We start from the raw sequence: 14,806 nt of genomic DNA, 5'->3' as shown, positions 1-14,806 counted from the left end.
CACACCTGCTTTTAAGAAGGCACTACTTATGACTACCGAATCCAACGAAACTACTTTTGCGGCGCTCAAGCCTGGCGATTTGAAAGAACTGGCTTCCGTATCCGCCGCCCCCTGTGTCTCCATCATGATGGGTACACACCGCAGCGGTCGCGAGACTCAACAAGGCCCGATTCGTCTGAAGAACTTGTTAAAGGAGGCGAGTGAGAAACTCAGAACGGCTGGTCATGATGAGAGCATCCTGGACGGTCTCGCGTCAAAAACCAGCGAGAGCAATTTTTGGCAGCATCAAGGGGAAGGCCTAGCAATCTACTTAACGACGGACGATTGCCGCATGTTTCGACTCAATCGCCGCGTCGATGAGCACGTTTGCGTTGGCAAAACTTTCTTCGTTCAGCCGCTGATTCGCGAATCCAATGCAGGTGGCGAATACTTCGTTCTTTCGCTCTCGTGGGATGAGGCCAGCCTGTATCGAGCTACCGGCGATTCTCTTACTCCCGTTGAAACCGCTGCATTACCAGCCAAGTTCGAGGAACTGGTCTTGCCGCGTGATCCGGAGGAGAGCCTGCAAAACACGAGTCATCGCAGCGTCGGCAACACTCCGGGTACATCGACGGCGATGTTCCATGGCCAAGGGGAGGGTGAGAGCAAAATCGAAGCTGACCGCAATCAATACCTGTCTCTCATCGGCGATGAAGTGGCCGCGGCAGTCTACAATACCGGCCTGCCGTTGCTGGTGGTTGCCACCAGTGAAGTGACAGGGCATTTCGAGGCAACGACCAAGGTTCACGTCGACGCCAAGGTCGATGGCAGCCCTTCAGAATGGAGTGGTGACGAACTGCGAGAGCAGGCTCACAAGGCCATCGCACCTCAATTGAAAGCCGATCATGACGAGTTCGGTGAACGATTTGGTACTGCCCTGGCCAACTCCCAAGGATCCGACAATTTGGACGACGTGTTGCAGGCGGCGAAGAATGGACGTGTCGATTCTTTAATGGTCTGCACCCGTGGTGAGTATTGCGATCAAACCAATCAAGCCGTGGTTGAAACGCTTCGAAATGGCGGTGATGTGCTGCAATGCCGTCACGAAGCGATGCCGGGAAACGACACAGTGGCCTGCGCCATTTTCCGTTTCTGACAACTTGACCAGACGATTCGCGAGTCGGTTTCGCAAATTTTCTCAGCAGTCACCTCGGATCATCGAAGCGATGAAGTTCGTTGGTTAAGAACCGTTCAAGTTAACTGCCGACGCGAACGGTAACCGTACAAGCTCACATCGCGACGACGCCACGCGGTCAATCAAAAAAGCGAAATAGCGGGTACGACCGTTTTTTGTCCGAGAATACTCCGCAATGCGCTCAACATATCACCACCCGATGGTGGATTGATAATCCTGAGCGACTGACTGCCCCTCAGGATACGCACGTACTAAGGGGGTTCTCTTGCGGACCGTATTCGATCAGGGCAGCGGGGCCTTGCGACTGAGATCGTCGCATCGCGATGGACGCCAATCGCTTTTCCTAAACAAAAAAATGGAAATACTTGCCCACGCAACTCACCACTGGATCGCAGAGAGTAGCCGGTGCGTGGAACGAACTGATCGCCCTTTCTTCCGCGACGTCGGGCTTCGATGCCTTATGGGTCACCGATCGCGTTGTCCAAAAGTATCCGATCGACAGGCTACTGGAGTTCCTTCACCTGCTCGATAAAGCTCTTGAGTTTGGGCAGCAGCGACGTGAGCAGACGGTTGGCTTCCTCTTGGTCATGTTCTCGAGCAGCGTCGATCAGGAGCTGAATACCCTCGATCGGCTGCCCCGTTTCGAAGGCGCTGAGCAGGCCTTTGAGGGCGTGGCCGGAACTGGCAGCCGTCTCAAGATCGCCGGCCTGAACCTCATCGGCGAGTTTGGAGAGCAATGGAGGCGCATCCTCGGCAGCCATCGCAGCCAGGATGACGAGCATCTGTTCGTCATCGCCAACACGCTCGAGCGCAGCGGCGAAGCGTTGTTTCTGCTGGTCGGTCAAAGTCGACATATTTGCTTCCGATTTCATCATGCGCCAGCCTCCACTTCGACATCATTTTTTAGAACGATTCGAAACGACGTAATGCGGTCTCGCAGTTTGCCGCGAGTGATTCCCAAAATCTCTGCCGCTTGACTTTGGTTGCCATTGGTTTCACGCAGAACTTCTGCGATCACGTAGCGTTCCATGTACTGAGTCGCCTCGGCATAGAGGTTGGTTGATCCTTTATCTAACAATTCTCGTACCAAAACTGGTAAACCGGCACCGGCAACCGCGGCCTGGGTCGCCGTCGTCGCGCGATTGCGGGCGGTCACCCCCGTGACCTCACGGGGTAAACCATCGGGAGTGATCACCGGCATCACCGTGTCCAAGACACAGCGACGAATGACGGCTCGAAGTTGCCGGACGTTGCCCGGCCAGTCGTAGGCAGTTAGCAGATCAACGGCATCGGGCGACAGCCCTTCCAAGTCAGGTTTACTGAACTCGCGTTTTGCACGACTGAGGAAAAACTGGATCAACGACGGCACATCACTGAGCCGATCACGGAGTGGAGGAAGCTCGATCGTCACTCCGTTGAGTCGATACAAAAGGTCCTCGCGATAGTCACCATCTTCGACCATTCGCTCGAGCGGGCGATTGGTGGCGGCGATAATTCGCACGTCGGTCTTCAGCTCTTTGTTACCCCCGACTCGCTCGAACCGTTGGTCCTGCAACACCCGCAGCACTTTCGCCTGCACCGATGGAGCCATGTCACCGATTTCGTCTAAGAAGAGAGTGCCGCCGTTGCATTGCTCAAACTTGCCGATTCGCCGTGACTCGGCACCGGTGAACGCCCCCTTCTCATGGCCGAACAGCTCGCTTTCGAGCAGGTTGTCCGGCAGTGCGGCACAGTTGACGGCGAGAAAAATCTCGTCGCTCCGGCGACTGTACTGATAGAGCGCCCGCGCGACCAGTTCCTTGCCGGTCCCGCTTTCGCCACGAACCAAAATTGGTACATCCTGTTTAGCGACCTTCCCAATCGCTTTGAAGACGTCAAGCATGGCCGGTGAGCGACCGATGAACAGCTCAGCACTCGTGTCGGAGTTTTCATCGTCAGCGGAAATTGCTACCGGAACGCTGCTAATTTGACGCTGTTCGATGGCCTTTTCGACCAAATCTCGTAGCGGATCGACCGCGAGTGGCTTCGCAATGTAGTCGAACGCGCCGAGCTGCATGGCCTCAATGGCCGTGTTGCTGGCTGCTTCGATCGTCATGAAAATGACAGGGATCCGCCGGTCGTGCTCGCGGATCTCACAGTAGACTGCTAAACCATTTTGGTCCGGCAATTGAATATCCAACAGCACCGCATCGAAATCCCCGGCTCGTAACTTTTCCAGCCCTTCGGCAGCGGTCGCCGCAGTTTCCACATCGGCAATCGACCCCAGTGATTTGCGGGTGAGGGCGCATACCAAACGATCGTCATCAATGACTAATAAACTCGGCATCGTCTTGTACTCGGAGGACTGTGGCTGGGGCCGGAGTCGTGTCGCCGACTTATTTCTTTCCTGGGGTGGATTGACGACTCCGGCAGACATAAGAAAGGACCCCTCAAGAGTGTATGCGACACCTGCAATCGCTGTCGATTGGGCAGCGTGAGGGTTCGCGTATCATGATTCGAGACTATGGTTTGAGTTTCCAGCCAACGACAACGCCCAGCGCGAATGCCCAGCAGGCGGCGACATCGGGTTTATCGCGGGCATACTGCTTGGCCAAGCTGAATAGATCCGCGGCGGGCTCACGCACAAAATGACGGGCTGCATCGTGCGCAACGTCACCGGCACCAGCAGCAGCACGACTCGCCGTTTCGCGGGCATGGTCAGACATGGTTTTGTCACCGGGAGCAGAAACAGGGGGGACGTCAGACATCTTGAATTACCTTCGATAAAGAGGACGGGAGGCGGGATCGTCGTTGTCGACGGTATCGCTATAGGACACCGAGGTACGATCATAAAAGGATTCGCGGCGGAATTGGTTACGGGCGGAGGTTTGCGGAGAGATCAACGTCGCTTTCAGCCAACGAAGGTTTTCACCAAACTCCGATTTCGTCTCGCTCATCGCAGCGGACGCAGCGAGGATCGCTCGCAAGGCAACCCATCCGAGCAAGGCAACGATGGCAAAGAACACCAAGCTGACGATCAACATGGCAGCACCGGTGGTCAACTGCGTCGATTCGCCGAGCAGAACTCCAGCCCCCACCATCGCGACAGTCAGCGCCGAGCCCGCCAAAGCGAGCGCAATCGAACCACAAACGGCCGCTTGAACGAGCTTTCGTTTAGCCGCCTGGCTATCGACCGAGATCAATTCCATCTGCAGCTCGAATAGATCGAGCACGTCGCGAATCACTCGCTGAAAACTCGATAGCGACGGCTCTGTGTTAGCGGAAGACGACATCAGTGAGTCCACTTCTTTCGTTTCACGAGCCAACCAATCCCGAGCCCCACCACGACACCGGCAGCAATGACGACGGCAGGCTGTTTCTCGATGAGCCGAGAAAGCCGCTGAGCGGGCTGCCGCTCTTCGCGTCGAATTTCAGCAGCATGCTGGCGGGGGGACGAATCGACGACGGGTTCCATCATAGGCGCAATCATGACCGGGCCTCGTATTCGGAGTGGGTAGAAGGAAAGCTTTGGCGGGCGGAGATAGCACCGACGACCTGATTCGTCGCAACCCTGACAGCTTGACGGACCAGGAGAGTCGCAATGGTGCCAGCGATACCAGCGAACATGCCCTTTTCAGCAGGTGTGTCGACCGCCCCGGCGCGGTCCTGCTGGACCACGACAGTGGAGGTGGACGAGCGACGAGATGGCACGAGCAGGTAACCCACGACCGCAGCGGCCGCAGCAATGGCAATGGGCCGCCGCGACACGTGATACTTCCAATCAGATAACTGCTTCACGCGCGCTCGCGCATCGTCGACATCGTAGGGCAGCTCGCTGCGAATTTCGCGCATCCGATTGCGGATCGCCACGGACTGCTGGCGGGTGGCGGTCGTCACAGCCATGACTACCGTTTCCGCCCGAGGAAGAAGAACGCACCTGCGGCAATGCCGAGACCGAAGGCGATCGCTAACGATTCTGCCGGGCGATTTCGCACCGTTGTGGCAAGCTGCGCCGAATAGTCACTCGACTGAGCTGCGAGTCGGCGGGCCTGCTCGCGAGCGTACTGAGTCGCGTCGTCAGCAAAACCCTGCGCTGCATCGGCGTAGTGGTGCAGCTTCTCCGCAGCTTGATCACCCATCGAGCCCTGGAAAACTCCATTGATGAATTTCTCGACCTCGCCCCGAGCTGCGCCCGTCTTACGCTGGACCATGCCAACAAGTTGGTCGGCATTGCCTTCGCACTGGCGAAGATCATCCTCGGTCAGTTGCCCCCAATGCTCTTTGAGGCGCCCCTTTACTTCGTTCCATTGGCCTTGTAGCTGATCGCGATTTGGCATGATGAGATCCTGTGAATTTGTATGGTGGAGGCTCACGTTGCCGAACATAAGAGTTGGGCAAGAGCGTTCAGGAAAACTCTACTACGCATTCGCTGTGCCAAACTTAGAATGAAAGAATTTGAGGTCAAAATTTTCGGACCGGGTGGTACAAAAGCGACCAGGATGGAGAACGATTGACCACGCTCGGACAATTCTTCGCCGACATCCGTGCGGCTGGCCGCGAAAATCAACCTGTACCTGTCGGTCCAGCGCAAGTAGCATTGCACAGCTGCCGGGACGATCTTCCATTGCTAGCAAATCCGCGTAGACCTGTAAGTCGCCCGTTCGGCGGCGAGCCAACACTCATCCGTTCAGTACTCCTGCCGCAGTGACCATCCACGTGCCCTTACTATCCGTGCCCATTGATGGCAGTGTAAAGCATCTTCCCTACGCCGATCGCGCCGAAGATCTCATTGACACCGCAAATGAAGCCGTCGAGGCATTCATGCTGGCCGACCTCGATGTGATTGAAAACTTCGTCACCTGCGATTTTCACTTGCTCGACCAAACGTTGAGCTGGATTCACAGCAACCACCTGCTGACTGGAAACCGATTTTGCGAATGGGGCGCAGGCTTCGGCGTCGCCACCATGCTGGCAGCTCTCAGAGGAATGCAGGCGGTCGGAATCGAGATCGAATCACGCCTGGTCCACCAAGCTGAGCAAGTCGCGGCGACGATCGGCAGCTCGGCTCAATTCTACCACGGTAGCTTCGTGCCCCGCGGAGTTTCCGGGCTCGCTGAGATCTCCGGCGAATTCAAGAATGTCGACACCGAAGAGGGTGACGTCTATGCAGAAATCGGCTTGGAACTGGACGATTTCGATCTCATCTTCGTGTTCCCGTGGCCGGGGGAAGAAGAGTTTTTTGAGCATATTTTCGCCGCCTGTGCTGCTGACGGCGCCCTGCTGTTGAGCTATCACGGCCGCGAAGGCATGCGACTACTACGGCAGTCGCTCTAAGTCGCGTTCGTGGGGCCGCCCCTCCACCGGACCGCGCGCCCGCAGTCGGCCCCCACTGTGGAGCCCCCCCCAAAGCGGATTCCCAGATGGCGAGGCGATCAACCGCTCACCAGCCCAGCACATGGGCGAACATCAGCGGAGCACAAATCGACGCATCGCTCTGGATCATGAATTTCGGCGATTCTGGATCGAGCTTGTACCAGGTGATTTTCTCATTCGGGACCGCCCCGCTGTAGCCACCATAGCTGGTGACCGCATCACTGATCTGACAGAAGTAGCCCCACAGCCGAACATCTTTCTCGAGGTCCTGCTTCAACAATGGAACGACACAGATTGGGAAATCTCCAGCGATGCCGCCTCCGATCTGGAAGATCCCAATGGGCGCGTCGGCACTGTGAGCCTCATACCATTCGATCAGGCGCTGCATCTGCTCGGTGCCCGGCGCAAACGCGGTGTGATTGGGAACTGTGCCATCATGGACGCGAGCGGCATAGATGTTGCCCAGAGTGGAGTCTTCAATACCGGGCGTGTAAACGGGAATCCCCGCATCCTTGGCTGCGGCCATCCAGCTGTTCTCACGGGGCACCTGAAAATGTTCCGCGAAAGTAGGATCGTCGAGTAGCGCAAACATGAAGTCGCAAGGCATCCAAGTCTCGTCGCTGGCCGCCTGCTCGATCCACAGTTTGGTCAGGCGGTGCTCGAGGTGCCGCATCACCGTCTCGGGGATACAGGTATCCGTGACACGGTTGTACCCGGCGTCGCGCAGCTCCACTTCGTCTTGCACCGAGAGGGCGCGCCAATTGGCGATCGTGCGATACTCATCGTGGGCGACGAGATTAAAGAGATCCTCTTCCAGGTTCGCTGCGGTGCAAGTGATCGCATGGACTTTGCCCTGACGGATCATCTCAGCCAGCGACAAACCGAGCTCGCCTGTGCTCATCGCGCCGGCGAGGGTAACCATCATCTTGCCGCCCGCCGTGACGAACTCGCCGTAGGAACGGGCAGCGTCCCGCAGTTCACGAGCATTGAAGTGGCGGAAGTGCGTTTCCAGGAAATCGGTAACTTTCATCAAAATCTCAGGGCGGCAAGGACAGGTGAGTTCGTGACACCTGTTTGTAGCGAGATTTCGTCGAAATACAATCTCTCTGGCAACTTCCCCAGCGAGTGTGACACCCGCCCGTGAGCCCCCTAGCCCCTCAGCTTCCAACCGACCAGCACGCCCGCGCCGAAGAGCCACACGGCGGCGACATCGGGACGGTCTTTGGCATAATCGCGGAGCAGACTGAAGACGTCCTTCGCCGGCTCTGCGACGTAGTGACTGCCGTAGGCTTGAAGATTTTCAGCCGTCGTATGAGTGGCACCGTCGAGACGACTGCGCATCTCACTGACGGTCGAGCGGGACTGGGGTGACTGTGTTGATGGGGCCATGATCAATTTCCTGACTAACAAAGGAGTGACTTCGATTTAACTATTCTTGCGGTCGCCGTGGCGTTTAACGGCCGTTCCAGCGTTCACGCCAAGTTGGCTCGCGATACCGATCCGCAGCTAACGAGTAGCCAATCGCCACACCGACCAGCAGGCCGATCCCCAACGCAGCCACAACCGATTCCGCTGGATGGTTTGCGACCGCTCTGGTCGATTCGTTGTACCCTCGCTGCAGCTTCTGGCCAGTCCAGGCGAAGCTCGCACCGGCGTCTTCGTAAATCTTGCTCAGGAAATCCTCGACTTCGGATCTCGCGGCGCCGACCTTCTGCTGGATCAAGCCAATGAGTTGCTCCTGATCACCTTCCACTTGGCTCAGTTCATCATCAGTGATCTGACCATATTTCTCTTTCACCGACCCGCGGATCGAATTCCACTGGCCTTTCATCTGTTGCTGAGTAGACATTGCTTTTCCTTTCTTGAAATACCGCTGTCGCCCGAGCATTCCAAGATCCTGAAATGGATCTGGACGAGCGATCAACTCACCAAGAGTGAAGCAAAGCGTGTACCAACTTTCCGCTGCGTCAATTGTTTGCTGTAATCGCGAACTGTAGCATTGAAGCGATCGAAACCCATACAAAGTAAGGAACTTGGGCGATCGCAATCCAACGCTGGTGCGGCCAAATCGAAACCATGGCCCACAGGAGACTCAGCCACACAATCGTGATATCAACCGCCGCCAGCTGCAGATTTTGCAATCCAAACAGAATGGGAGTGAATGCCAGGTTGGCAACCAGGTTGATCGCAAAGGGGATGCCCACCCTCCACGGCAACTGTTTACGGGCGATCTTGTAAAAAACGTAGAGGAAGGTCACCACGATAATCGGATAGAGTATCGTCCAGATCAGACTGATCGTGGATGGCTCAGGTGTCCAAGCCGGTTTGCCCAGCGCGTCGTACCAGGCTCGCCAATCCGTTTGCAGATTCATATTAAGTTTCCAACGTGAAGTGATTCATTGTAGACCAGGTGAGACACAGCTGGCACGTTAAACACGGGCCCTTTCACGACCGTGACCAAGCCAACACCGAGCCAATCCAATGCCGGGGCGAATAGGATGTCGGGTGGTCTTTGACACGAAGGCGAGTCTCGGAGAAACTCGACTACCCACCTCAAACCAATGCGCCCAACGATGCCGAAACCATCGCCCCGCCTTCCGCGTGACACGTTCTGGATCTTTGACATGACAGTATGCCGCTGGGGACTGTTGGCCGCCCTACTGCTCGGCTGGGGCCTGCCAAAGACGAGTGCTGATCGGCCAATCCGAATGGGATGGATCGATCGCTTTGCAAGCGGAGCCTTCTCAGAAGATCAAATCGCAGCGTTCGCCCCGCACCTAGTCGGCTACGATCCGTTGAGCTGCCCAGAACAATCCATCGTGCTTCAACCGGTGCCCGCCACGGACATCACTGTCAATCGAGGAACACTTGCCGGCGTTTGCGGAGCAGAGGTGCAGATCCCCGAGTCGTTTAAAGTGTCTCCGCACAGCTCGCTCTACCGCGGCCTGATCTGCGATGCTCGCCGACCAGGCCGTGAATCTCGCCAACGGTGGATTCACCAAACACGGCAATGGAATGAGCAGGATCATTCTCCCCTCGTCGCGATGCCGGTCCTGGGCCCCGACATGGTGCCGAGCGATGTCTTGGTTTGCATTGATCGCAACGATGATTGGCAAATCGGTTGCGACTGGAACGCGGACCTGCATTTTGAGCCCACCGAGTGTTTCAGCCTGTCAGCATCACAACACGATTTGCCGGTGATGGCCTCGTCGGGAGACACAACCGTCGTGATCCGCAGAGCCTCCGTGGCACCTGATCAGTCCCCGCAGCTGCAGATGTTGTGCATCGCCGCGGCGCAATCGGGTTGGCGATCAGTCGACCCTGGCCAAGCCGTGATCGCTGACTTCGCTGCCAAATTGTCCCGACAGGACGGCCAACAGCAAGTCCAATGGGTGCTATTGCCAACGGGTCGCGGCGCCGCTGACTTGGCCGCCGCGATGGCCGCGGCCGAGCAGGCGAACTGCGATGCGGTTCTGGTCAACTTGGACCAACTCCTCCATTGGCCAACCGATGCGACGCGGCTGCTGGCGGAGCTCTCTTGTCAAACCCAGATCCCCGTCGTGGTGACGCGACAGACTCCCATTTCGCCAAAATTTCATGTCGAGCCCGCTCGCCTGTCAATTCCTGATATCGCCGAGATCCATTTCTCACCGTCGAAATCGGACAGCGCTGCGTTCTCACATGCCGTTGACGAGCTGATCACAGACCTGGCGAAATTTCGCGTTGCCACCCAGGCGACGAGGCTCGTTGGAACACCAACCCAAGCCAACTCCTACATCGAACCAATCGCAGGCGATCTTCCACACGACCGCTTCATGGCAACCCTCGACGACGATCGATGCGTGGTCCGGGTGCCGGGCAACGCGATCGATGGCCGTGTCGTCATCTCGGATCGACAAGCAAAGTTCGATGATATCGACGCGACACTGTACGACAAACGCGGAATGCGGGTGACCGGTATCGAACACACCAACGGCATTCGGTTTGATTCCATGCCACCAGCGCAGGCGTTTCGTGCACGCGGTGGTTACCTTGTGGCAAAGCAACGTTTGTTCTATCGCGGCCGAACCGTGGCCACCCTTAGCGACGACGTCCGCCTGCAATGGACTCGGCCCAGCGACGGTGCGACGACCGATACAGACGGTTCCTCCACCTCCATTAAACCGAGCTACGAGATCGATCGCCTGCAAAGAGTCGGGACGCATGACGTGCCTCCCTACGTCCGGCAGATCGCCTCCGGATTGACTGAGCGTGGCCCCTCGGTCGCCTCATGGTGGTATCGCGAGCCACCTCGCCACGGCTCGATCGCATACCACCATGTGTTCCAAGATCCATTCAGCACGCTTCACTGGGCGCACGATCGGCTGCAGTTCTGGGTGGTGTACGAAGACGGTCGGCTGCTACCGGGCTATCGTACGATCGGTGACCTGGGCGGATCGAACCCTCGTGACGCTTGGATCCTCGTCCAGGGGGCGATCACCAATGACATCACCACAGCGAATCCGCCTGAACTAATACAGACAGCGGCAGTCTCTAACCAAGTGCCAGCCGACATGGATTGGCATCCGTTCCACCCGGCGATGATGCACTCCAACGATACATCCCGAAATACGTCATCGCTCGATTCCAAGCGGATCGTGTTGCCGCGTGATGATCACTTCTTGTTTGCCGAAGTGCGTCCTCGGAACGGGGGGGCTCCTGGATACGGCTGGCTGTGGGCCGTCGCACCGCCGCACAGGAGCGAACCGTTGCCATGGCTCAAACTCTACGATCACGATGCCGTGCAAGCGGCGATCAACGAGCAAAAATCCACCGGGGTGACCGCGACAAGAATTGTCACCAATACTCCGCGTCCCGCCGAGAATTCCAAAGACATTGTGGCTTGGCGTGCCTACCTCCTGGCGATCGATCAAGCCGAGGTTCGCAAGCTGCAAATCGATGAGACCGTACATGCGGCCCGCCGGGTATTGGCACTATGCCGCGAGCGTTTGGGCGGACTTCCGTCCCCCGAAACGCCGTCCCATGACGACGATTTAGATTCCAGAGGTCAGCCAATACCCCCGGACCCCAGTGCCTCTGATGCGATTCCTGTTTTCCGTGTGCGATACGATCGACAGTGGCAACAAACGTACGCATGGGCGGTCGATGCAGCTTATCGCTTGACCCGGGCGATTGGATACCGCGAGCTACCCGAAGTGATCGCAGAGCATCCGATCGCGAACCAAACTGCCCAGGACGCAGACTATGAAGCTGCATTTTTTCAGCTTTGCGGATTGGTTGAGATCCGAACTCCGCGATTTGCCCTGACACTCGTGCGATATCATCATCGTCGAAATGAACCTGTCAAAGCATACGAGATTCTCACGCGGTACGCCTACGAAGGGCCTTCGACGCCCTGGTATTTCAAAAAGGAACGCGACCTCTGGGAGCAGAGCGGGGTCGCCTCGCTGTCACGTCTCGGTCATGCGCGCTGGTTTCTCCATGAAGCCGGTCAACCGATCAGGCAGGTCGCACCTTAATACGCCTCGGCCGGCATGTCACTCAGAACCAACATCGCGATCGCCCGCACCGGCCAGAGGAACCCCGCACCGGCCAGAGGAACAACGAGATCACCGAAGCGACATCCAACTTGGATTCGAGACCAGTGCCCGTCATCTCGCGCCGGCGAGGGACGGGTTTGACGGTGAGTGCCATCGCGACGTTTTCGTCGAGAGGCTGCTATCGTCGTCGGGGGTGTAGATGAAACCGCGGCGACGCAACGCCTCGTCAGTGCCGGGCGTTAAGAGGTTGCTACCATCGCTGCAGCTTGGCGGAGACCAGCATCAGGATCGCCCTGAGGCCAGTATTCCAGACCGACGTAGCCGTCATAGTTCGCCGCTGCGATCGCGGCCAAGATCTCCGGATAGTTCAACTCGCCACGAGTGAGTTCATGCCGCCCTGGGTTCCCTGCGGCGTGGAAATGCTTGATCGCGTCGACGCGGCGGGTCAGTCGCTCAATCACATGCCCTTCGCTGATCTGTTGATGATAAATATCGAAGACCACTTTAACATTCTCACTGCCCACTGCATCGACAACTTCAAAGGCCTCGTCGCTGCGTACGAGGTAGTAACCAACATGATCGACGAGTTCATTGAGCGGTTCGATAACCAGTGTGATCCCCGCTTGTTCGAGCAATGGCGCCGCTTCGCTCAGGCCATCAATGAGCGACTGCTGCTGTTGCTCGCGCGGTATCCCCGGACGAAAATCGCCGACTTGCGAAATTAATGTCGAGCACCCCAATTGCCTCGCCGCGGCAATAGATTCTTGGAGCCCTTGTAGATAGTGACTTCGCAACGCCGGGTCGGCAAGCGAAACGAACCGAGTGCAACAAGCAGCGACCGTCATGCCGTGCTTGTCGCGCGCAGCGATGATCTGATCAAGATCCTTCTCCCACCAGCACCAAAACTCAAACGCATCAATGCCAGCGTCCGCGACGCGAGCGATTGCCTCGGGCTCCGGGACCCCTTCAAAAACAGCGTCGATACAAACCGATAACTTGGGGCGGGCAGTCAAGAGCGATCCTTCTGGGGTGCTAAACAAAGACCCCAGATTGGGGCGGTCAAGTCGTTGAGCTGCGTCTCCATTGGGGCCGCAGCTCCGGTGAGCGCGAGGCGATGCCCCGCGCTGTGTGACGGGTTGAGCGTACTGGCTACTGGCGTTCGCCAGGTCACGGCGGCTGGCCGCCGCCGGTACGCTCAATGTCGATGCTCATGCTCAGCCGAAGGGGCTGTATTTGCCTGGCACGGCGATCGGGTATTTGCCATCCTCGCCCTTGACAACCGGGGGGGTGGACTGGAGGGTGAATTCATCGATGCCAGGGGCCAAATCACGGCCTTTCTCGAGCAATTCGTCCCACTTGACCACCTTGCCCGAATAGCAGGCTTCGCGGCCGAGAATGGCGGTGAAGGTCGAATGGGCGCCGTATTCGCCTTCATTGTAGATCTCGCCACGCATGAGCGCTTCGATGAGGTCGTGTTGTTCCTGTTGGTGACCGTTAACGCGTTTTCCTTTGTGTTTCCACGCGTTTTCGCCGAAGATCTCACCGCTCGGATTGGCAGTCCCCTTGGTTCCCTGTGCGAACTCTCCGACGTGACTCCAACCACCGGCGAGGTGCCGCCCCTGCGAGAACATCTTCGTGCCGTCTGCGAAGGTGTATTCACAGAACGTGTGGTCGAAGATCTGGGATTTCGAGCCATCACCATTTTCACGCTGCTGGTGTCCACCCATGCCGTTACAGCTAACGGGATAAGCGTCTTTCACCCAACAGCCGACGTCCAAGTTATGGATGTGCTGTTCACAGATTTGATCGCCGCACACCCAGTTGAAGTGGTACCAGTTATTGGTTTGGAACTCCATTTCATTCTGGTCATCTTGCTTATTGCGATACCAGATTCCGTTGCCGTTCCAGTACACTTGCTGTGAGATGACGTCTCCGATCGCACCGTCGTGGATGCGACCGATCGTTTCGATGTACGAGGGTTCGTGGCGGCGCTGCAGGCCGATAGCGACCATCAAGTTCTTCTTCTTTGATTCTTCGACGCTCTTGAGCACGCGGCGGACGCCAGGAGCATCGGTCGCGACTGGTTTTTCCATGAAGATATGCCGTCCCTTGTTGACGGCATACTCGAATTGCTGAGGCTTGAAGCCTGGCGGTGTGGCGATGACGACCAGGTCGCAATCGACGTCAATGGCTTTCTTGTAACCGTCGAGGTCACTGAAAAAGTGGTCCTCAGGGACATCGACTTTGTCGCCGTGCCGGGCCGAGAGTCGCTTGACCGCATCACGTGCCTTGCCCTCAAACGCATCGTGGACGGCGACAAGTTTGACGTTGCCCTTCGTGTTCATGATCTGGTCAGCAGCTCCGCTGCCACGACCACCGCACCCAATCAAGACAAAACGAATGACGTCATCGCCAGCAGCATGGGCGGCAGGGAGAGCCATCGCACCGAGGCCTGCACCCGCACCGAGGGCAGTTCCGGCCAACAGCGTCGAGTTCTGTAAAAATCCGCGACGAGTTGCCGCCGAATCGACTTGCGATGCAGGAAGAATGATAGGTGAGGCTTTCGCGAGCTGCTTTGAATTTTCCATGGTGCTTTCATACGGTGAAGGTGGGCAGGAAACCGCCGAACGGTCGGAAGTTTCCGGGGGCCCCTAATTATAGACACAAGTGAGACGTCGAAACACCATGATTGGTGCTGGATTTCACCGAATTACGCCCGCAAAGCGACAATCGATCACAA

General features: G+C 57.3%; 16 protein-coding genes. 3 read left to right on the top strand and 13 right to left on the bottom strand.

The window, feature by feature from the left end; genetic code table 11:
* Positions 1-28: 28 nt before the first annotated feature.
* Complete coding sequence (locus tag Poly21_RS15870; protein WP_146407907.1) at positions 29-1,135, top strand: baeRF3 domain-containing protein; 1,107 nt, start codon at positions 29-31, stop codon at positions 1,133-1,135.
* Between the two features lie 542 nt (positions 1,136-1,677).
* Here the strand turns inward: Poly21_RS15870 and Poly21_RS15865 are convergent.
* From Poly21_RS15865 to Poly21_RS15835, 7 genes are all read right to left on the bottom strand, one after another.
* Positions 1,678-2,049, bottom strand: a complete 372-nt coding sequence (locus tag Poly21_RS15865) for a hypothetical protein (RefSeq protein ID WP_302119143.1) — start codon at positions 2,047-2,049, stop codon at positions 1,678-1,680.
* Positions 2,046-3,500, bottom strand: coding sequence for a sigma-54-dependent transcriptional regulator (locus Poly21_RS15860; protein ID WP_146407906.1), 1,455 nt, complete (start codon positions 3,498-3,500; stop codon positions 2,046-2,048). The genes Poly21_RS15865 and Poly21_RS15860 overlap by 4 nt, the downstream gene beginning before the upstream one ends.
* 175 nt (positions 3,501-3,675) lie before the next feature.
* Positions 3,676-3,921, bottom strand: a complete 246-nt coding sequence (locus tag Poly21_RS15855) for a hypothetical protein (protein ID WP_146407905.1) — start codon at positions 3,919-3,921, stop codon at positions 3,676-3,678.
* 6 nt (positions 3,922-3,927) lie between these two features.
* Positions 3,928-4,446, bottom strand: a complete 519-nt coding sequence (locus tag Poly21_RS15850) for a phage holin family protein (RefSeq protein WP_146407904.1) — start codon at positions 4,444-4,446, stop codon at positions 3,928-3,930.
* Positions 4,446-4,643, bottom strand: coding sequence for a hypothetical protein (locus Poly21_RS15845; protein ID WP_146407903.1), 198 nt, complete (start codon positions 4,641-4,643; stop codon positions 4,446-4,448). The genes Poly21_RS15850 and Poly21_RS15845 overlap by 1 nt, the downstream gene beginning before the upstream one ends.
* Entirely contained in the window at positions 4,640-5,056 is a 417-nt protein-coding gene (locus tag Poly21_RS15840) for a hypothetical protein (RefSeq protein WP_146407902.1), read from the bottom strand. Before Poly21_RS15840 ends, Poly21_RS15845 begins: the two co-directional genes overlap by 4 nt.
* Before the next feature lie 2 nt (positions 5,057-5,058).
* Complete coding sequence (locus tag Poly21_RS15835; RefSeq protein WP_146407901.1) at positions 5,059-5,490, bottom strand: CsbD family protein; 432 nt, start codon at positions 5,488-5,490, stop codon at positions 5,059-5,061.
* Positions 5,491-5,857: 367 nt separating this feature from the next.
* Between Poly21_RS15835 and Poly21_RS15830 the strand changes: the two genes are divergently transcribed.
* Positions 5,858-6,487: a class I SAM-dependent methyltransferase gene (locus tag Poly21_RS15830; protein WP_302119137.1), complete on the top strand. Its 630-nt coding sequence runs from the start codon at positions 5,858-5,860 to the stop codon at positions 6,485-6,487.
* Between the two features lie 106 nt (positions 6,488-6,593).
* On the opposite strand, the gene Poly21_RS15825 is transcribed toward Poly21_RS15830, so the two are convergent.
* From Poly21_RS15825 to Poly21_RS15810, 4 genes are all read right to left on the bottom strand, one after another.
* Complete coding sequence (locus Poly21_RS15825) at positions 6,594-7,556, bottom strand: deoxyhypusine synthase family protein (protein ID WP_146407899.1); 963 nt, start codon at positions 7,554-7,556, stop codon at positions 6,594-6,596.
* Between the two features lie 119 nt (positions 7,557-7,675).
* Positions 7,676-7,915, bottom strand: coding sequence for a hypothetical protein (locus Poly21_RS15820; RefSeq protein ID WP_146407898.1), 240 nt, complete (start codon positions 7,913-7,915; stop codon positions 7,676-7,678).
* 64 nt (positions 7,916-7,979) lie between these two features.
* Positions 7,980-8,375: a CsbD family protein gene (locus tag Poly21_RS15815; RefSeq protein ID WP_146407897.1), complete on the bottom strand. Its 396-nt coding sequence runs from the start codon at positions 8,373-8,375 to the stop codon at positions 7,980-7,982.
* A 118-nt stretch (positions 8,376-8,493) separates the two neighbouring features.
* Positions 8,494-8,898, bottom strand: a complete 405-nt coding sequence (locus tag Poly21_RS15810; RefSeq protein ID WP_146407896.1) for a TspO/MBR family protein — start codon at positions 8,896-8,898, stop codon at positions 8,494-8,496.
* Between the two features lie 201 nt (positions 8,899-9,099).
* Between Poly21_RS15810 and Poly21_RS15805 the strand changes: the two genes are divergently transcribed.
* On the top strand, positions 9,100-12,045 hold the full coding sequence (locus Poly21_RS15805) for a hypothetical protein (RefSeq protein WP_302119132.1): 2,946 nt from the start codon (positions 9,100-9,102) through the stop codon (positions 12,043-12,045).
* Between the two features lie 260 nt (positions 12,046-12,305).
* On the opposite strand, the gene Poly21_RS15800 is transcribed toward Poly21_RS15805, so the two are convergent.
* Positions 12,306-13,079, bottom strand: a complete 774-nt coding sequence (locus Poly21_RS15800) for a hydroxypyruvate isomerase family protein (protein WP_146408741.1) — start codon at positions 13,077-13,079, stop codon at positions 12,306-12,308.
* 201 nt (positions 13,080-13,280) lie between these two features.
* Positions 13,281-14,654 (bottom strand): Gfo/Idh/MocA family protein, encoded by a 1,374-nt coding sequence (locus Poly21_RS15795; RefSeq protein WP_146407894.1) that lies wholly within the window; start codon positions 14,652-14,654, stop codon positions 13,281-13,283.
* Positions 14,655-14,806: the final 152 nt, after the last annotated feature.

It is taken from the genome of Allorhodopirellula heiligendammensis (assembly GCF_007860105.1).
In the GTDB taxonomy this organism is placed as follows: domain Bacteria; phylum Planctomycetota; class Planctomycetia; order Pirellulales; family Pirellulaceae; genus Rhodopirellula; species Rhodopirellula heiligendammensis.
The sequence above is the reverse complement of the archived record's forward strand: the minus strand, read 5'-3'. Positions and strand labels throughout refer to the sequence as shown.